The organism is Roseobacter sp. FCG-D35, from assembly GCF_033436665.1.
GTDB lineage: Bacteria > Pseudomonadota > Alphaproteobacteria > Rhodobacterales > Rhodobacteraceae > JAWQFO01.
The window spans coordinates 1-19,094 of record NZ_JAWQFO010000001.1 but is presented as its reverse complement, the minus strand read 5'-3'; the positions used below and the strand labels follow the sequence as shown (position 1 = coordinate 19,094).

Here is a 19,094-nt window from a genome sequence, read left to right as displayed (position 1 = left end):
CGATTTTTGCCGGAAACCCTCTGGACGCCCTCCCGGACCGCTGCTATATCGCCCGGACCGTTCCGGCGTAGCTCAGCGGTAGAGCAGTTGACTGTTAATCAATTGGTCGTAGGTTCGATCCCTACCGCCGGAGCCATAAAAATCCCTTAAGTCACAAAGACTTGAGGGGTTTTTTGTTTTTGAAGGGTCTTGTTCCCACAACCTGAATCGCCACGGAGTCGCCACGCCGTCCAATTTTTGGGCTTGCTCGCTAGCGCCCCACACGCCAAAGGCCATATTCGACGTCTACACGCTAAAGAGTGATGCCACAGTATCAATTCAACTGATTTTCTCGCCAACATCGCCCGCGCAAGTGGACCCGCTCCAAACATGTTGATAAGTGGCCTACTATGAATAGTTCCGCAGATTTCCTCGAAGACCTACCGCCGACAAACTGCCCACCCGGCGAAGCGGAAGACAAAGCCTTCATTGCATGGCGATTTGTGCCGACGCCGAACCAGCACGAACTCGAACTGGATCACTTCCTTTCACTGGCTGCGCTCGGCGAGGTTCGACCGGGTGCGGACCCGTGTGTGCTGCGAGCGTGTTCGCTTTTCACCAGTCGAGATTGTGTTGGCTTCAAGAGCGCACGGCGTCTTCCAAGGTTGCGCGTGAAGCACTTCGCAGAGATTTCTGTCCCAGAGGGCGCAGGTCAGTCGCTCGAAAACGATAGAGGGCACATCAGTTTTTGGATGTATAGTTCGTTCAATCCTATGGACCACGTCCAACAGGTGATTGAAAATGACGCAGCGTAGAAGGAAAGCGGTTTTTGAGGCCAACCTCGTCATAGTTGACGGGCCTCAACTCTTTTGTCTAAAGGCAGGCAAATCGCAAGTCGTCGCCTTGGCAGTTCCTGACGAAGGCAGAGACTTCGATCACATCGCCGCAACAGTTACCCCCAAGAACTGGGAGAGATACATCGACGGCCACGTCGACCTGAGATACCTATTCACGTATCCATTTCAAAGGTCACTTTACGTCTTCTCCGCGAAAGCAATGAGGGACGAAACCGTAATGCTTCGCCCACACGAGAACGAGTTTTCGAATGATTTACTCCCCTCGCCGGGCTTCTTCTCTACAGACCACACAGAAGAATACATCAGCTTGCCACGGGCATCGGGCCGCGAAAAGTTATTCATCGATGGTCAATGGCAGCTGAATGAGTTTGGAAAATTCTATCAGAAATATTCAGACATCTATTTCTTTACCTCTGCCGTTCGGAACTACGACGATCCGAACACAGACCAAGTATACAAGGGCAAGATAAAGCACGCCTTTTCTTCGAAACCGTTCAAGGGCGGAACGAGCTACATGCACATGTTCGGCGAATTGCACGATTGCGTTCCTCGCCGGGAGCAACTTGAACTTGAGGGCATCGAATACAACTCCCCCGGAGACGTGCGAATGAAGGGCACGACAGAAGGCTTTGCCGAGTTAGAGGAACTCATCTCAAATTTCTATGATGATCGAATTGAAATAAAGAAGGCATACGATGCTCTTCGCGGCTTTCTTTCGAAGCAAGGGTTACTGACACAGTCTGCCTCCCGATTTGACAATAGTTCCAGTGAGAGTAAGGAAATTAAGAGGCAGGCCGACGCCTTAGGAGGTAAACTTCAAGTAAAGAGAGCGTCCGAAATACTAGACCTTTGCTCATCAAACAATCTAGTATTTGCCAAGGTCTTGCTTTCCCTCTACCGCAGAATAGAAAGTGCGTCTGCATTTTTTTCCGAAGGTCGCATCTCTTTTGAAAAGCGCGAGTAACAAGGAGACATCCTAGATTGCGCTGTTTCCGCGCTAGGATTGCATCTTTGAATAAACGCGGCGACTTCTGCCTACCTAGGCTTCTCTTGCCTGTCTTTGTGCCCTCTTAAAGAAATGTCGCGTCGCTTGTTCTCGCGCTTCCTTGTCAGTCATCACGATGTTCCGCATCTCATTGTCCTGCTGGAACATTTTCACCATGCCTTGGAAAAACGCCTGAGAGAAGGCGTTGTAGACCACGTCTGCCGGGTTGTTCTTGACCATCTCGGTCATGTCTTCGTCCATGATCTCGCGCGTCACACGTTCGAAGCGTAAGAAGTCCTCGCGCGAGAACTGTGTGCCATGCCGTTCGTTGAACGAGTCGATGATCTCGGACAGCGATTTCTCTTCTTCCTCGGTGTAGGGGTTCGCGCCAAACTCAGTGATCGGCTGGAGTGTGGCTGTCTGACCTGCTGCCAGCGACGCGCTACCCTCTTCGCCCTTCTGTAATTTGAAGGCGGACAGGTTAAGCATGTCGTCGGTGATATTGATTTCAGCGGGCACGTTGCGAGAGGGCAGAAGACGAGAGAGCCATGAGGTGTACGCGTAGAGTTTTTCAAGCCACACATCATTGAGCGGCACGATCTGTGCCGCGAAGGCGTAAAACCTCTGAAAACTCTTGAGGAGTTGGCGGAACTCCTCCTGCTGTGCCTCGTCTTCGTCTAATTGGAACCGCTCCACGGCGAGGCGGACAGTGCCCTCCAGCACGAGGCGGTCTTGGGTCGTGAGATCGCCTTTGAAGAACTGATCGGCAAACCGCTCGACCTCGTCTTTGCTGATGTAGGTCGAGGACGAAATGCGGTGTTCGAGATCGTAGATTTGGTTCAGATCGGTGCGTTCTTCGAGCGCGGTCGCCTCGAAGAAGGGCGCGAACGCCTCTTTCACGTCCTCCATCGAGTTCTGGAAGTCGAGAACGAAGGTGCGTGTCTTGCCGGGATGCGTCCGGTTCAGACGTGCAAGTGTCTGGACTGCCTGCAATCCGGCGAGTTTCTTGTCTACATACATCGCGACGAGTTTCGGTTGATCGAACCCTGTCTGGTATTTCTCCGCAACGACGAGAACCTGATATTCATCAGTATCGAACTTCTTCGGCAGTTCAGTTTCAGAAAAACCGTTGGCACCCGCTTCAGTCCACTCAACACCATCGACCTCTTTTGTTCCGGAGAACGCGACTAGCGCCTTGAGTTCGGTATACCCCTTGTCCTGAATGTAGCGATTGACGTGCTGCCAATATCGGATCGCCGCCTCGATGCCGTTGGTGACGATCATTGCCTTCGCCTTGCCGCCTAACTCCTTGGCAACGTGACGCCGGAAATGTTCCACGATCACCTCGACCTTCTGATCGATGGCGGTTGGATGCAGCGAGGCATAGCGGGCGACACGCGACTGCGCCTTGCGCCCTTTGAAGGCAGGATCGTCTTCGATGGTCTTTTCGAGTTGGTAGTATGCCTTGTAAGTCATGTAGTTCTGGAGCACGTCCAGAATGAACCCTTCCTCGATTGCCTGACGCATGGAATATAGGTGGAACGGGTGCGGTTTGCCGTCGGAACCGATGCGCCCAAACCGTTCGAGCGTCACATTTCGTGGGGTCGCGGTGAAGGCGAGAAACGAGATGTTCTTCTGTGGCCCACGCGCCTTCTGGAAAGCGAGAACCATGTCCTCGATGTCGTCGGAACTCGTAGCATCACGGGTCAGAGCATCGCTCATCGCCTGCGCCGCCTTGCCAGACTGGGACGAGTGCGCCTCGTCTATGATGACGGCAAAGTTCCTGCCAGCTTGTCCGGAGATCGTCGCGAGATGCTCGGTGCCGAATTTCTGAATCGTCGTGATGATGATACGGGCACCTTTGAGGATCGCGTCTTTCAGATCGCGGGAGGTGCCGTCGATTTTCTTCACTACGCCTTCGGTCTGGGCAAAACCACCTATGGTGTTCTGCAACTGGCGATCCAGCACCAACCGGTCGGTCACAATGATTGCAGTATCGAACGACGGTTGGTCTTGCTCGTCATGCAAGTTGATTATCTGGTGTGCCGTCCACGCAATGGTGTTCGACTTGCCAGACCCGGCGCTGTGCTGGATCAGGTAGTTCTGCCCCGCTCCGGTGGCGCGCGCGTCTGCTAGCAGCTTCCGCACGGCGTCAAACTGCTGGAACCGAGGAAAGAGCAGCACCTCTTTTCCGTCATCGCGTTCGAGGTGGATGAAACGCCCGATGAGGTCTAGCAAAACTTCGCGCGAGAACACCGCGCGCGCTTCGGGCAAATCCTTGTAGAGATACGCCGTCCGGTTTTCGTCTGGCACATCCGGGTTTCCGGCACCGCCATCACGCCCACGGTTGAAAGGCAGGAAGCGTGTCTTGCCGTTCATCAGGCGCGTTGTCATCGACACATTGTCCTGATCCACGGCGAAGTGGACGATAGCACCTCGCTTGAAAGTCAGGAGCGGTTCGCCAGACGGGGACCTGTCTTGACGATATTGCTTCTCGGCGTGCTTGACGTTCTGCCCTGTAAGCAGGTTTTTTACCTCAAGGGTCGCGACCGGGATACCATTGACGAAGGTCACGAGATCGATGGCTTTCCTATTCTTCGCCGAATAGGTCACCTGCCGCATCACGGACAGGATGTTGGCCTCGTAGAGACGAGTCAGGTCTGGGTTCAGGTTCGAGGCGGGCTTGAAGAAGCAGAGCGAAAACGGGATGTTCGGCACCAGTTTGATGCCTTCTCGCAGCACGACATGGGTTGGGTTCTGCTTCTGCGCCTGTTCGAGGCGCTTGAGAACCTCTGCCTCTGCCTGCGCGCTGTAGTGGTCTTCCAGCGTCTGCCATGCCTCGGGTTGCGTCGTCTTGAGAAAGCTGAACAGCAACTCCGTGTCGAGCGCATTGGCAACGTCATAGTGAGACGCGCAGTCGCGTTCGACATAGCCCTGACCGTGGGTCAGGCAGGCGACGATATGCTCCTCAAAAACCTTCTCTTGGTGTATGACGGCAGTGGTATGTATCTGGTCGGACATTAAGACTGCCCCCTGAGTTCTGAAATGCGTTTAGAAATAAGTCCACGCAGGCGCAGTAGGTTTCTCAATTGGTCTGGCAGTTGAGTGACATTCGCGAAGGGCGCGCCATGAGCCACCACGTTACGCAACTCCCTGATTTCGTCACTTTCCTTGCCGACCCACGTGGCGTCGTGAGGGCCTTCAAAGCAATGCGGGAGCAGATCAAGTTTTACGGCAAAATCCACCGAAAGAATGGGTTGCCCCACGCTCTCGTTCTTGATGGCGCGCTTCAGCCCCGTCTGCAGTTTTCCCGATAGACGCTTCGAAATTCTTTCCTCCCACGCAGCAGTGTCGGGGAAACGAGCATTGATCAGGTCTCCCATCAGGCGCTCGACATCGATGATTTGCGCGAACAGGGCAGTCCGGACCGGAAGGCGTTCAAGGTCATATGGCGTAACCAAGCCGACGATCTCGCTGCCGGAAGCAACGAACTCGACAGGATGCCCGTTCAAACCATTGATGTAGACAAGAAGGTTTCTGTCCAAGGGGTGTGCGGTTTTCAGTGCTGAAGTATCCGCGCAATCTGCCGCACGGATCGTCGAATTGCGAAAGGGTATGCGGTCGCGGTGCAATAATCCGAGGATCGGCGCTGCAATGTCCGTTGGGTCACTTGATTCAACGACAGGCACGGCATCAAAGACTTCGGAGACGCGCTCCATTACGCCCTGCGCTGGCTCATCTGCACCACAACAAATGAAGTGTTCGCGCGGCGTCATAATATGTGAAAGGGTCAGCTGGCCCTGAACGCTTTTCAGATCACTAATGTGACGGTCATCTCCTCGTGAACGGCGATTGATGAGAGACTGATCAACCATGCTGGTCAGCCTTATTGAACTGCGTGAAATGAAACAGAAGCACGTCGGCATTAACCTGATGCTCGATCATCTTGCCGTCCAACGCACGATAAGACTTGTCCTCCAAGCGTCGCGCCAGTCGAACCATGCTTGTCTTCGGATCGATACTCCAAAGCATGGCATCGAACATTGAATGAAGGTCACGGCGGAGGAGCAGACCGTTGTCCGCCCTGTCACGAACCGGATCGCCATTGTGCGGCAGAACATGTGCCGCCTCCAAGGCTTCGGGGACCGCGCAATGGGTCAGCAGGCATCTTCCGTCGTAGACGTCGAACAGGTCGTCACGGAACTTGCCTTGAACGGGTCGCACCTTTTGCCAGTTGAGACGGCGTTCGGTGAGATCGGCGAGGATATTTTCCTTATTCTCTCGGATGTGTCGCGCCCACTCGGACTCTCCAGCGTATCGGATGTCGTCGGGCAATCCCCGCGTCGCGTCCTCGATTGCACGTTGAAAATCTTCGAAATCGTCCTCTTCGATAAGGTATGCGCCGTGATGCCGGTTCGCTCGGAGATAGGACAACAGGCGAGTGTCGTTCTTAAACACATACTTATTCGGTGCGTTCTTTCGAAAACCCACCGGGTGGGGCAACAATTCTACGTTGTGGATGCGAACCGCAAGAAACTCACCCGCCTCGCGTTGTGCTCCGGCTGTCGCCGTCGCCGTCAGCCCTAGCCCGTCTCCATATTCCTTGTCCTCGTAGGTCCATATCCAAACCTTGTCACCCTCTTGGATGTCAGGCGCAGCTTGGTGCGGCCCTTTTCGCGCCAACGCCGGGCCAGCTTGAGGTGTAATGACTTCGCCCCCTTCCCAATCATCCGGGGTGGCAGGCCGAACGATCCCATTCGGGCAGTCGCTAATACCGCTGACTTTGAAGACAAACTGGTTCACGCGCCCATCTCCTCTTGAATGGCGTCGAGGCGGCGGTCGGAGGTGCCGGTTTTGGCGTAGGTCGATACGTCGATCTGACCCGTGACAGCGGCGGTGATTAGGGCAGAGCGGTATTCTTTGAGGCGGTCAATGGAAACCAACGTCCTTTCCGAAACTTGCTCCAAAGCAGGCAGTCTTGTTTCAATGTGGTTTGCAATCTCCTCGATCTCACTGTCCGGCGGGATCGGCAATCTGATTTTTGAAAGAGTTCCTAGACCCAAAGTTTGCTGTGTCCCGTATGTCCAAAGCACCTGATAGGCATCTTTGATGTGCGACGATTGCAACGCAAAGTAGATGAGTTTTGACAGCAAAGGTGACTTGGGTCGAATTGCGGCCAGCGGAACCCAGATATTGAAGTCCATGTCTGTTTCCACCCGCGCAACCCTCCCTGTGGTTGCCCCTAGCTTAACAACAAAAATATCATGTCTCTGAGGCTTATAGCTGCGGGAGTAAAAGCGATGATCTTCAGCAGAAATGTGGCCCCACTTCTTATCAAAGTTGATCTTTCCGTTGGAAATTGATTCCGCAGAGATGAATGGAACACCTTCATCTCGTTTTGTCGGTGTCACGTGCGGACCGTCTGTCAAAGAGCGGGAAACAAGATACTTGATAGGTTGCACGGTCCAATGAGATGGCACCGCGCCCAGCCAAGGTATACCGGTCTGCCGCATGTCGGCTTTAGGATTCAGCCCTTTGATAATTGCGTTGCTGATGACCTCTTCGCGTTTTGCTTCAAGCAACGCCACCAACCGCTGCTTTTTCTCGATCAACAGGTCTATTCTTGCGGTCTCACGGTCCAGAAAGTCGGCGATCTGGCGTTGGGTCGCGAGGTCGGGGACGATGATTGGGATCGAAGCCCAGTCGTTTGACTTGATCTGGAACGAGTTCGGGCGGATGCCGTAAAGGTAACGCAGATAGATTTTCAGGTAGTAGTTGGAACGCATCAGGTGATGCACGAAACGGCGGTCCAACCGATGCGAAATATCGTAGACGTTATATGCTGGACTGACGTGTCCCGTATGTTCGGACACGCCCAACCCAAGGTGGTTCAACCACATTGAGTTGACGGCGAGTTGTCCCGGTCTGACGACGCGGTAGTTCTCCAACTCGTCGTCAGTTCGCTTTTGCTCTTCGTTCTCATATTCGCGAGGAACGACACCTCGATACTCCGAGACTGACAGCATCTCCCCAACGGGCGACTTCCCGTTTCGCTCTTTGCTTTCGGTGAAGAGAAAGCGCAGGCGTTCCACCCCCCAGTCTTCGGGGATATGCGGAAACTCGTTCTCTTCGATCAGGCGTTGCCTGACTTCACGCCGCATCTGTTCGAGGTCGCTCACTCGACCACCTCCTGCAGCAGACCGGCGATCTCTGCTTCCAGCGCCTTCAACTCGGCGTCGATTTCTTCCAGTGGTCTCGGGGGCACGTATCTGTAGAAGTAGCGGTTGAAGTTGATCTCATACCCGACACGCCCGACGCCGTCATCCTGCGCGTCGGTGTGGGTCTCATCGACCCAGGCATCGGGGACGAACGGCAAGACTTCGCGCTGCACATAGTCGCGCCAGTCTTCTTTCAGCGGCACCAGTTCATGATCGCGCAGATCGGTGTCGGGTTCGGGATTTCCCTTCTTGTCGGTGCAGACCTCGGCATCTTCGTCGCGTTCAGACAGCGCGGACAGGATTGCCTTCTTGGCCGGGGCACCGACCTTTACGCCAGACGCCTTCAGCGCGCGTGAGAGAGTCTTGTCGAAGTCGTCGCGGTCTACCCAGCGTTCATCGGCTGGCAGCGCCTCCAGCGCCCTCAGAACGCGGCTTTGCTCGTCCTCGTCGAGCCTCTGGAACGGCTTCGCCTCGCGCAGCGTCTCCAGCGCCTCGGGCGTCACTGCAAAGGCGAGTTTAAGTGGGCGTTCGACGCGGATTTCGCGATACCCGAAGTCGGTCGTGGCAAAGATTTTCGACACATCGCCCCAGTCGCCATCGCCGTTCAGCATCTCGGCATAGATGCGGGCGATCTCATCACACGCCTCGGGCGGGATTTCGCGACGCTTGGACCCGAGCGACTTGCGCATCGATTTCCAGAACCTCTCGCCGCTGGCGTCAATCAGTTGCACCTTGCCACGGCGGGCGGGGTCCTTGCGGTTTGTGAGCAACCAGACATAGGTCTGAATGCCGGTGTTGTAGAAGAGGTCGGTCGGCAGCGCGATGATCGCCTCGACCCAGTCGTTTTCCAGCATCCAGCGGCGAATTTCGCTTTCGCCCGACCCGGCACCGCCGGTGAAGAGGGGCGACCCGTTCATGACGATGCCGATGCGCGACCCTTGTTCGTCATTGCGCATCTTGGAGATCATGTGCTGCAGAAACAGCAACTGACCGTCCGAGATGCGGGGCAGACCCGCGCCGAAGCGACCGGACATGCCCTGTTCCGCCGCCTCGTCCTTGATCGGGTCGGCGTATTTCTTCCAGTCCACACCGTATGGCGGGTTCGAAAGCATGTAGTGGAAGCGTCTGGTGGCGTGGGCGTCTTGGGTCAGCGTGTTACCGAAGGCGATGTTCTCGGGGTTGTGCTCGGTCACCAGCATATCGGACTTGCAGATCGCGAAGGACTCGGGGTTGAGTTCCTGCCCAAAGAGTTCGACGCGAATGCGGTCGTTGAGCGCCTTCATCTCCATCTCGGCAATCGACAGCATACCGCCCGTTCCTGCGGCAGGGTCGTAGACCTGCCGGATCACGCCCGACCCCGTTAGAGCATCTTTGTCGTTGATCAGTAGGAGCGACACGATCAATCGGATGACTTCGCGCGGCGTGTAGTGTTCGCCAGCCGTTTCATTCGATATTTCCGAGAAGCGACGGATCAGGTCTTCGAACAGATACCCCATTTCGAGGTTCGAGATTGCGTTCGGGTGCAGGTCGATCTGGGTGAACCTGTCAAAAACCTGATAAAGAAGGCCAGCGTCGTTCAGGCGCTTCAGTTGATCGGTGAACAGGAACTTGTCGAGAAATATGTCGCGGACGTTCGGCGAGAACTTGGTGATGTAGTCGATCAGGTTCTTGTGGATGTCCTTGGCGTCCTGCCCCTTGAGCGAGGCGAAGGTGAAGCGGGACAGGTTGTAGAGCCTGATGTTCTGACCGACCGCGCCAGAGAGGAGCGTGTCGCGGGCGTCGTCGTCCATCTCGTCGGGAAGTGAAGCAGCCATGTCGAGCACCGCCGACTTGGTCTCCTCTAGGATGCAGTCGAGGCGGCGCAGGACAACGAAGGGCAGGACGACCTTGCCATACTCGGACTGCTTGAAGTCGCCCCGAAGGAGTTCAGCGATGGACCAGACGAAGGAGCCAAGTGATTTGATGTCCGTATTCATCTGTGCCGCCTGCCCCTATCTCTGTGTTCTTTCTCGGGAATCCTCCCGTTAATGTTCGACCACACGCTAGACGAGATTCTGAAACCATCCAAGGTGCGGGTTATAGGTCTGTGCTGCCCGTGCCTTCCGAAAGCTGTGGGCAACCGGGACCTCCGCGCACCCCCCGGAGGCTCTACCACCCCAGAGGGACCCAAGCGAACCGATAGAACCGCATCTTCTATGGGACCGTCATATTGCGCACTTTCTGCACCCCCTGACAGCACGCCCCTATGGCTGGCACCCCACAAAGAAAACGCCCAGCAACGGGCGGACCGGACAGACGGACACCCCTTAAGGGGTGTGTCCGTGTCCGTCCGGTCCCGCACCACCGAATTGCCATCGGACATGTCCGGACATGTCCGGCATTTGTCCGTGTCCGTCCGATCCTCTGAACTACCGCGTCTTGGCGGCGAGGGCTCTCACAGTGCGAATCCCACGGTAAGTTACCCTGTGGCATCTCCTCATAGGAGCGCATCCCCGTCATCGTCGTTCGAGTCCAGCATTTCGCGCGCCACTACCAGACGGATTTCCTCCCCGTCGTCCCCGTGGGCCGTGTAGTTTTCGGCGCGGGCGAGAGACTCCATAGCCCGCTGGAAGGCTCGAACGCGGCTATCGGGGTTCGCCGCGCTGACTTTGTCGCTAGCGACACACGCCTTTTGCCATTCCACCCGGGTCGTGGGCTTCTCCCCGTCTCGCGTCAAGTCTTCAAGGATTTTGAGCGCCGCCTTCGCAGAGGGGGCCAACTTCTCACCTTTAGCCTTTTTTCTCGACACCCCGGACAAGGGCTCCACTTCGGCAACAACGGTCGTGATCGGATCGAGATCCTCGTCGAGACCCAGTTCAACGACCTCGTTGCGGAAGGCCAAGATGGGCTCATTCGACGGGCCGTTCTTGTTCTTCGACGGGACGCCGACGACGATCCCATCGTCGCCCCGTTTCAAGGCGAGGTTCATGTCCAGTGCGCCGTTGAGCGAGCTGTGCCCCCGGGGCAGCCCGTCACCCCCTTTCGTGTCGTGGTGGACCAGCAGGACCGCCGGGCCGAGGCGGCGCAGGCTCTGGCAAATCGCCAAGACCACACCCATGCCCTCGGAACTGTTTTCCTCGAAACCGGGCATGGCCGCGCCGAGCGTATCCACCACGATCAGAGCCGGGCGGCGCGCGGCGATCAGGCTCTTCAGCCGGGTCAGGAAGTCCTTGTCAGTAAAGCGTCCGGCGCAGTCTGCGACGACGTGGAAGTCCGGGCTATAGTCGTGCCGATTCCTGAGCGCCGTCACCCGCTTGCGCATGTCGCGCTCGTTTTCCGTCGCGAGATAGAGGACACCACCCTGCCGGGTGCGCATACCGAACGCTTCCTTGCCAAGCGAGACACAATAGGCAATCTCGGATGCTGCCGGGGTCTTGCCGACGCCGGGCGCGCCAACAATGCAGGCAACATCACCTTGAGCGATCAGGCCTTTCGCGACGTAGGGCGCGGGCTTGAAGCTAGCGCACTGATCCGGGTCAAGCAGCGTGAGCCCGAAGGTCGGGTCGTTCGGCGCACCCCAGATCAGTGCGAAGCCCTCCGGGTCCAGCGCCCGACGCTGTTCTTCGATCAGCTCAGACGACATCACTTCGTCGGCTTCGGGCACATCATCCTTAGTCAGCAGGAGGTTCGCATCTGGGCGGGCGACGTCTAGTCCATATGCGCGGTTCACGAGTTCCAGCAGTGCGCCCTGCCGCGCGACAAAGCGTGCCACGACCTCTTGCTCGTTGGCCTCGACGGCACGGCGCATACCTTCGATGTAGGCGGTCGACAGGTCCGCCAAGACAACTTCCTTGGGGGTCCCGCGCGTTGCGTGCTTCTGTGCATACTCCCAGCTGGACGGATTTATCTCGAAGGCGTTGCGGATGTCTTCCAGCAGTTCGTCGTCTTCGTGCTTGTGCATACGGGTTCCGCGCGAACCCCTCCGGGGCTTCTCTATGGCGATTGAGTCCAAATCGTCGAGAAGATCGATGGGCGTGCCTGGAATTACGACTACTCGGATGGGCTGGCCGGGGGCGATCACGTTCCCTTCAGCGTCGTCTACCTGCTCGACGGACCCCGCAAACATGCCCTGACTCATCGTGAAAGAAGCACGGTCGAAGCCGCCACCGATCAAACCATTGGCCCGAGCTAGGAAGCGCCCTCTTTCGCTGGGCGGATAGTGCTTGGAGAAGGGGTGGAACCCACGCCAACGGTTGCCCTTCACGCCGTGGGAGGGGCTGTCATACAGGACCGTCAGAACCCCTTTGAAGCGCATTTGCGCTTCCTCGAAATCGATCTCCCCAAGGTCGTAATCCCCTTCGCAGCCGGTCGCTGAAATCATGTTCTTGTTGCAGCGAAAAGAACCTTCAGTGCCGTCGCCCTTGATGTTCCGTTGATCGCCGAACTCGGCCAGCTTGGCGAACGGGAGCTCCTTGACCCAGCGACCTTCGATCTTCTGGCTGGCCTTCCGGGGCGCGTGTTGCTCCTTGATCCAGTCAGCCAACTCAGGCGCGGTCATCTCGCGCCGCAAGGGCTTATTGATGTCGTTTTGCCCACCGGGCCAGATCGTCACCGCGAAACTATGGTTCAGCCAGCTGTCTTCAGACTCTTGATCCGAAACGGTGCAATCATTATAATTTCTCATGTTGTTGACCAATTTTATGAATTTGTCTCACGACATCCCGAGCGGGGGTCATCAACTTAAGCGCCGTCCCGAGCCACCGGGACGGCGCTTTAGCTACCGGTCGCCGCTCGATGCGCGTTCGTCGGCCCAAGCGCGGAGGTCGGCGATGCGATACCGAATACAGCGCCCAATCTTGGTGTAGGGCGGGGCGTCGGGGTCGCGGAAGAAGCGCCACTTCTCGAGCAGCGAGGCGCTTACCCCGAGCATCTGAGCAGCTTCGGAAGTATCCACGAGGATCGGTTCAAATTTAGCACGGCCCATTGATCGCCTCCAACTTTCACTGGAGACCACTGGGCATGATTCACTAATATTTTCAAATGGCTGCAAGCATCTGGATTCCGGATGCACGCACCCGGATTCCGTTTTCAACGGCCTACTAAGCCTTCGGTGACATAGGTCCGAAAACCTTTCGCGCGTCTTCGTAGGCGGTGCTCCGACCTATCTCGAACTCGTCCTCCAATATCGAAGCCGTTTCCCCCCGCCCCTTGCCTAGGTCCTTCAACTCTTTCGCGCGCTCTTGTCGCGCTTTTCTCTTTTCTTCGGCTTCCGTGTCATTTCGGTGGCGCGTGTTCGCGGCCTTACTCGCGTTGGCAGCAACCGTGACAGGAACGTCAACGTCGTGTCGCTGTCCTTCGCCCAGCACCTCGTTCGGCAAAAGCGCGCTGCAATCCGCATCTGCTCTAGCGGCTTGGAGCCAAGGCGGGATGATGTCCAATGCCGCTCCGAGGATAAGAAAATGTCTAGGTGTCCGGCCACGGAAAGGCTTTGAATCAGTTAGAACGGCTTCGATGTGATCAATCTCGGTTGACACCTGAAAATCCCATGCGTCCCGAGCATGTTCCCATGCCTCCTTCCCCGGCAGCCATGCGCCGAACTCCCTTTTGTCGCCGCGAACGGGAGGAAGGACACCAATCATTAGGCAAGCTGCTTCACGCGCCGTCCACCGAGGCTTTGTGAGCCAGTGTTTGAGTGCACCCATCTGGCGCACCAACAACGGTCTTCCGGTCACGTGCGGCTAGCCCGGACCAAAGGCACGACATTCGTTCCGAGCCCCAGCGCCGATGCGACCTCGCTACCTATCACATCGGCGGCCCGGCGCATCGGATCGTCGGCCAAGTGTGCATAGCGCCGGGTCGTGGAAGGCTGGCTGTGCCCTAGTAGCCCGCCAATTTGGTGCAAGCTGAGACCCGCCCCTGCGCCTACCGCCGCTGCGCTGTGTCTTAGATCGTGGAGCCGAACGCCCTCCAGCCCCGCTTCTGTGCGCACGGCGCGCCAGAGGCGGTTAATGTCCGCGCGCGGCTTTTCCTTTGAAGTCCCTGCGGATGTGCTAGCGATCACGTAACGCCCTAGTTTCGGCAGCTCATCAAGGATGGCCAATGCAGCCGAAGAAAGAAATATCGGCTTAGCCCCTGTTTTCGAATCCGGCAATCGGAGAAGGCCACGCTCCCAATCGACATTCTTCCACTCAAGATTGAGAATTTCGCTGACACGTGCGCCAGTCAGAAGAAGCAGCCTGACTGCGGCGACCGAGTGAGCGTCGAAGCATGTGACTCGGTTCTTCGTCTTCGGCAGGTGCTTCGCGTTCGGCATGGTCTCATCAACCTGCCACGGAAGACCCTCAGTTTCTGCTTTACTCAATGCAACTCCGAGTCTCCCCATTTCGGCTTCGGTCAAAAACCTTTCCCGCCCCTTTTCTCTGAAGGCTTCGACGCGTGCGGCGGGGTTGGGCGAACTTTCTGGAAGGAGACCCATGTCGAGCGCCCAAGAAAACATAGCCTTCACGACTGCAAGACAACGGTTGGCGATATACGGGCCGCCGCGCGACTTAACCCGCGCGCCTCGGCGGGCGCGCGGTTCGGCTTTCACGATGACCTTGGCGGCCACTTTTTGGTGCATCTTGCTTACGTCTTGCCGGGTCAACGAAACGGCCTTCCTCGACCCCAAAGCGGGCAGAATATGGCAGTCAAGAACGCCACGATAGAGTGCGGCTGTGCTGGGCTTCCGCTTTGGCTCGACATGGTTTGCCATCCACCTTTCGGCAATCTCAGCCACCGTTTCGGCCAGTCGTTCGCTCGACCGTTCCGCCGCCACATCCTGACCGAGCCTCGCCTTCGCCAGAATTTCCTTTGCCATCGCACGCGCCGCTTCTGGCGTCAGAGTCTCGGGGTCGCCCAGTGTGATACGTCGCTTCGCGACGCCGCGTCCGCCGCTGCCGGGGCGGTATTCCACGATCCACTTGCGCGCGCCCGTTGGACGCACTGCCAAGCCAAAGCCCTTCAATGTTTCATCGTAGAACACCACACGCCGCTCTGATGCTGGCAGCGTGGCAATGGTCTTGCGGGTCAGTCGCACGGTCGGCATTAGGCTCCCCTCTGAATTAGTCGCCACCGAGTCGCCACCGTGGCTTCAAAGCCAAAGATAGACAGTCAGGCTGGATGAAACAATATGCGAATTAATTCAGGCTCTTAATGATCTTCTGTGCAACGTGGTGAAACTCAATGAAAGTCCCGAAACCTGACTGTTAATCAATTGGTCGTAGGTTCGATCCCTACCGCCGGAGCCAATGATTTCAAGGACTTAGCGCAAATCCGCTAGGTCTTTTTTTCCGATTACAGGATAAGTACAGCAAACACTGTCCGCATGATAACTCCATCCCTACGGTAGGTGTGTACGGCTTGATCACTTTCTGTTTTTGAAGGACTTGGGGCATGTGGAAGCGTGTTGCTATCAGCTACGTCTCTCAAGACCGCTCGGAAGTCCACAACTGGCAAATTTCGAAGCGAGTATTTGCATTGATCGATGAGCGGACCGAATTCGCCCGGTACCTGCTTGCTGTATCTGAGGGCTAAATCACAGTCATCAAAATGATACCAAACCCTGTCTTGATCGACCAAGCTCCAGTAATTTGGCGCTGCCACAGAAAACGTCACCGTAATCGGATCAGTTCGCACAACGGTGGCCGTGGTCCACTTCTCCGTGAAAAAATGGTCGTCATCCAAGTAGGGATGAATAATTTGTCTGTTTGCCACAGTTGGAAATGCTGCCCTCATCTCGCTGTTACAATCTCGGCAAGATGGAACCAAGTTTCTCGGCAAGAATTGACCTGCTCCCCTCGGAGTCCGCGTTTATAGGTTAGCTCTGTTCAGGTTTTGGTCCTCTTCTGACCGTTGGTGATACTCCCGCGGGGTGAGCCCGTCGAGGCTCGAGTGCGGGCGGTGGTGGTTGTAGTCGTCGCGCCATTCCGCAATCAGATGGCGGGCATGGCGCAGGGTCGGGAACAGGTGCTCGTTCAGGCATTCGTCTCGAAGCCTGCCGTTGAAGCTTTCGACCGGGCCCTTCTGCATCGGTTTGCCGGGCGCGATGTAGTGCCATTCGACCTGCTGACCTAAGCAGCCAGAATTTCCCGACAAAGGACGTTGTCGCTGACCACGGACCGAAGCAAGTGCGCAAAGGACCTCTAAACAGCGCAGAGCCAGAACCAGGAACGGAAAACGCAACTCCTACCCGCTCGTAAGCATCCGGCGTAGGCCACGGTCAGGCGGCTTGGCGAAGCTTTTGGGATTGCCAGTTCCATGGGAGAAGAGTCGGCACCTGAGACGCGGTCATGTCGGGCAGCCGGGCGAGGACATCGGCCAGCCAGTCCTGGGGGTCGATGTCGTTCATCTTGGCCGTGACGATCAGGGAATACATGAAGGCGGCACGGTCGCCGCCGCGCTCCGAGCCGGCGAAGAGCCATGACTTCCGGCCGAGGGCCACGCCGCGCAGCGCCCGCTCGGCGGCATTGTTCGTCAGGCAGATCTGGCCATCCTTGAGGAAGCGGGTGAAGGCCTCCCAGCGGTCCTTCTTGAACATGTAGGCGATCGCCTTGGCCACCGGGTTGTGTCTCGACATCGTGTCACGCTCGGTGCGCATCCAGTCGTGAAGGTCCTCTACCAACGGACGGGCCAGCCGTTGCCGGGCCGCGAGCCGCGACATGGCATCAAGACCGTTGATCTGACGTTCGATGTCGAAGATGGCATCGATCCGCGTCACCGCCTCCAGGGCCACGGGCGATATGTCGTGGGCGGGCTTGCCCTTGCGGACAGTCCCCTTGATGTCGGCGAGTTCGAAGAACTTGCGCCGGGCATGGCTCCAGCAGAGCGCGCTCTCGACCGGGCCGGGATCGCGGTCGACGCGATAGAGATCGTTGTATCCGCCATAGGCATCGGCTTGCAGGATACCCTGCCAGCCCGCGAGATGCCGGTTGGGATGGGCCATCTCCCGATCGCGGGAGAAGTGGAAAAGCGCGGCCGGGGGAGCGCCACCTGCGAATGGCCGGTCATCGCGGACATAGGTCCAGAGGCGCGCCGTCTTGGTCCCGCCCTTCGCCAGCAGCGGCACCGTCGTGTCATCGCCGTGCAGTCGGGAGGCTGCGAGGACATGGTCGCGGATCAGCGCATGAACAGGCGCGAGCGCGGCCGCGCAGGCGCCGACCTGGTCGGCCAGACCGACAGGCTGAGGTCGACGCCTTCCCGCGCATAGCGCTCGGCCTGCCGGTTCAGGGGCTGATGCTGGCCGAACTTCTCGAAGAGGATCGTCGCCAGCAAGTTCGGCCCCGCCCATCCCCGCGGTGTCGGATGGAATGGCGCTGGCGCCTGCGAGATCTTCTCGCACTGGCGGCACGTGAACTTCTCGCGGATGGTCTGCACCACTTTCCACTGCCGCGGAATGATCTCCAGCGTATCGGTGACGTCCTCGCCCATCTTCACGATGCGATCCGAGCCGCAGCAGGAACAGGCCGTGGGAGCCGGGATCACCACGCGCTCACGTGGCAGATGCTCCGGGAAGGGCTTGCGCGCCGGACGCCGGCGCTGGAACCCCGCGACGGGCGTGGTCCTTGCCGCTGTCTCCGCGGCGAGTTCGTCCTCGGTGGCCGCGGCCTCGAGTTCCTCGAGATGCAACTCCATCTGATCGATCAGGCGGGCGCGACGTTCCGAACTGCGGCCGTATTGCTCCCGCCGCAGCTTGGCGATCTCGAGCCTGAGATGCTTAATCATCGCCTCGGAGGTCGAGACCACCGCGCGGGCCTGCGCCAGCTCGCTCTCGGCCGCCTCGGCACGGGCCTCTGACGCCGCGAGCGCGGCACGCAATCCGGCGATCTCGGAGGCGGTCCCTGACATGGCGGAGAGCTACCACACGGGCATCGGAAAGCCCATACAGATAAGGCCCCGCGAGCCCGATTTATCCCGCCTTTGCAGGGCGTTGGGTCCAGCGCGGATTGCGCCAGTCGATCCCCTCAAGAAGATAGCCCAGCTGGGCTGCGGAGATCTGCATTGCCTCGCCCGAACCACCCGCCGGCCAGATGAACTTCCCCGCCTCGAGCCGTTTTGTGTAGTGTGACATGCCCACCCCGTCGTGTCAGAGCAGCTTGACCAGGTCGCCCTTGCGCCCGCGGAAACAGAAGATCTCGCCGGCATGCGGATCGCGCCCGAGCCCCTGCTGAACCTGGAGCGCGAGCGTGTTCATCCCCCGGCGCATGTCCGTCACCCCGCCAGCGATCCACACGCGCACCCCCGCCGGAAAGGCAATCATCGGCCGTCGATCACCGGAAGCAATCGGGCCAAAGCCTGCGGGTCCACGTCGACCGCTACCACGAGGCGGCGCCCGTTCCCCAGAACGATCTCGACCCTGTTGTCCAAGCTCGACGCAGGGAACGTCATGGAGGCCGATGTCGGAGGCGTCGCAGAAACCGCGAGCGGCGTGAACATCGGCGTGCGCATGGCCCCGAGTTCACCATTCCGGAATTGCCGCCGCCAGGTCGTCAACAAGGATCGCGAAATCCCATGTCGACGCGCCGTGGCACTGGCCTGGCGGTGCCCGACGAAGCTCTCCTCCACGATCCGCAGCTTGTCCGCATCGCTCCAGTGCCGGCGCCGCACACCATCCGCCGCGGAAAGAACTTCGATCTCGGGTCTGAACGTAAGGTCGGCCATAAGGCCGGATCTATCACCGCCGACCCAAATCCGTCAGACGGTCCCCGCCGGAGGCATACTCAGCTCGGTGCCGTTGTCGGAGACCACCATGCAGGGGAGGCCGCGCATCTCGGAGATCCGGTCCAGCTCCCGCGCCACCCGGATGCCCGAGATCGAGGTGTCCACGACCGTCGCCAGACATTCCCGGCTGAAGTCGTCGATCACGCAAAGGGCGAGCCACTGTGCGCCATTGGTTCAAGAACAATGGCGAGCGAACCGGCGGCCGTCAGCCAGAGCGTCCGACACGAAGTCGAGCGACCATCTCTGGTTTGGCTGGACCTGTCACGATTTGATGCCGCCCCGGGTTCTCATTTACGCCGCCTGAGCTTCGAAGGCCAAGGG

General features: G+C 58.1%; 11 protein-coding genes, 1 tRNA gene and 3 pseudogenes. 2 read left to right on the top strand and 13 right to left on the bottom strand.

The window, feature by feature from the left end; translation table 11 throughout:
• Window positions 1-61 precede the first annotated feature (61 nt).
• Together R5H30_RS00075 and R5H30_RS00070 are read left to right on the top strand one after the other, a co-directional pair.
• A tRNA-Asn gene (locus R5H30_RS00075) sits at window positions 62-136 on the top strand.
• A 644-nt stretch (window positions 137-780) separates the two neighbouring features.
• The gene (locus R5H30_RS00070; RefSeq protein ID WP_318325944.1) at window positions 781-1,800 is read left to right on the top strand and encodes a hypothetical protein; all 1,020 of its coding nucleotides are present in this window, start codon (window positions 781-783) and stop codon (window positions 1,798-1,800) included.
• Window positions 1,801-1,875: 75 nt separating this feature from the next.
• Here R5H30_RS00070 and R5H30_RS00065 read toward each other — a convergent pair whose 3' ends face one another.
• The 13 genes and pseudogenes from R5H30_RS00065 to R5H30_RS00005 all read right to left on the bottom strand — a co-directional run.
• Window positions 1,876-4,842 carry a type I restriction endonuclease subunit R gene (locus tag R5H30_RS00065; RefSeq protein ID WP_318325943.1) on the bottom strand — a complete coding sequence of 989 codons (2,967 nt, stop codon included), beginning with the start codon at window positions 4,840-4,842 and terminating at the stop codon, window positions 1,876-1,878.
• Window positions 4,842-5,696: a hypothetical protein gene (locus tag R5H30_RS00060; RefSeq protein ID WP_318325942.1), complete on the bottom strand. Its 855-nt coding sequence runs from the start codon at window positions 5,694-5,696 to the stop codon at window positions 4,842-4,844. Before R5H30_RS00060 ends, R5H30_RS00065 begins: the two co-directional genes overlap by 1 nt.
• Entirely contained in the window at window positions 5,689-6,624 is a 936-nt protein-coding gene (locus R5H30_RS00055) for an HNH endonuclease (protein ID WP_318325941.1), read from the bottom strand. The genes R5H30_RS00060 and R5H30_RS00055 overlap by 8 nt, the downstream gene beginning before the upstream one ends.
• Complete coding sequence (locus tag R5H30_RS00050) at window positions 6,621-8,000, bottom strand: restriction endonuclease subunit S (RefSeq protein ID WP_318325940.1); 1,380 nt, start codon at window positions 7,998-8,000, stop codon at window positions 6,621-6,623. Before R5H30_RS00050 ends, R5H30_RS00055 begins: the two co-directional genes overlap by 4 nt.
• The gene (locus R5H30_RS00045; RefSeq protein ID WP_318325939.1) at window positions 7,997-10,015 is read right to left on the bottom strand and encodes a type I restriction-modification system subunit M; all 2,019 of its coding nucleotides are present in this window, start codon (window positions 10,013-10,015) and stop codon (window positions 7,997-7,999) included. The genes R5H30_RS00050 and R5H30_RS00045 overlap by 4 nt, the downstream gene beginning before the upstream one ends.
• A gap of 500 nt (window positions 10,016-10,515) precedes the next feature.
• Window positions 10,516-12,702 (bottom strand): AAA family ATPase, encoded by a 2,187-nt coding sequence (locus tag R5H30_RS00040; protein ID WP_318325938.1) that lies wholly within the window; start codon window positions 12,700-12,702, stop codon window positions 10,516-10,518.
• 93 nt (window positions 12,703-12,795) lie between these two features.
• Window positions 12,796-13,002, bottom strand: coding sequence for a helix-turn-helix transcriptional regulator (locus R5H30_RS00035; RefSeq protein WP_318325937.1), 207 nt, complete (start codon window positions 13,000-13,002; stop codon window positions 12,796-12,798).
• Between the two features lie 744 nt (window positions 13,003-13,746).
• Complete coding sequence (locus R5H30_RS00030) at window positions 13,747-15,102, bottom strand: tyrosine-type recombinase/integrase (protein WP_318325936.1); 1,356 nt, start codon at window positions 15,100-15,102, stop codon at window positions 13,747-13,749.
• A gap of 764 nt (window positions 15,103-15,866) precedes the next feature.
• Window positions 15,867-16,121, bottom strand: a pseudogene (locus R5H30_RS00025) (integrase core domain-containing protein); the annotation flags it as partial.
• A gap of 154 nt (window positions 16,122-16,275) precedes the next feature.
• A protein-coding gene (tnpC, locus tag R5H30_RS00020) for an IS66 family transposase (protein ID WP_318325935.1) occupies window positions 16,276-17,900 on the bottom strand; the annotation gives its coding sequence in 2 pieces (ribosomal slippage) (window positions 16,276-17,228 and window positions 17,228-17,900; 1,626 coding nt in all).
• Between the two features lie 61 nt (window positions 17,901-17,961).
• Window positions 17,962-18,312: pseudogene (gene tnpB / locus R5H30_RS00015) on the bottom strand (IS66 family insertion sequence element accessory protein TnpB).
• Window positions 18,309-18,713 carry an IS66-like element accessory protein TnpA gene (tnpA, locus tag R5H30_RS00010; RefSeq protein WP_318325934.1) on the bottom strand — a complete coding sequence of 135 codons (405 nt, stop codon included), beginning with the start codon at window positions 18,711-18,713 and terminating at the stop codon, window positions 18,309-18,311. Before tnpA ends, tnpB begins: the two are co-directional and overlap by 4 nt.
• Before the next feature lie 57 nt (window positions 18,714-18,770).
• Window positions 18,771-19,025: pseudogene (locus R5H30_RS00005) on the bottom strand (DDE-type integrase/transposase/recombinase); the annotation flags it as partial.
• Between the last annotated feature and the right edge of the window lie 69 nt (window positions 19,026-19,094).

Coding starts and splice junctions, on each gene's coding strand:
- R5H30_RS00070 (WP_318325944.1), top strand. CDS start 781: ATGACGCAGCGTAGAAGGAAAGCGGTTTTTGAGGCCAACCTCGTCATA.
- R5H30_RS00065 (WP_318325943.1), bottom strand. CDS start 4,842: ATGTCCGACCAGATACATACCACTGCCGTCATACACCAAGAGAAGGTT.
- R5H30_RS00060 (WP_318325942.1), bottom strand. CDS start 5,696: ATGGTTGATCAGTCTCTCATCAATCGCCGTTCACGAGGAGATGACCGT.
- R5H30_RS00045 (WP_318325939.1), bottom strand. CDS start 10,015: ATGAATACGGACATCAAATCACTTGGCTCCTTCGTCTGGTCCATCGCT.
- R5H30_RS00040 (WP_318325938.1), bottom strand. CDS start 12,702: ATGAGAAATTATAATGATTGCACCGTTTCGGATCAAGAGTCTGAAGAC.
- R5H30_RS00035 (WP_318325937.1), bottom strand. CDS start 13,002: ATGGGCCGTGCTAAATTTGAACCGATCCTCGTGGATACTTCCGAAGCT.
- R5H30_RS00030 (WP_318325936.1), bottom strand. CDS start 15,102: ATGCCGACCGTGCGACTGACCCGCAAGACCATTGCCACGCTGCCAGCA.
- tnpA (WP_318325934.1), bottom strand. CDS start 18,713: ATGGCCGACCTTACGTTCAGACCCGAGATCGAAGTTCTTTCCGCGGCG.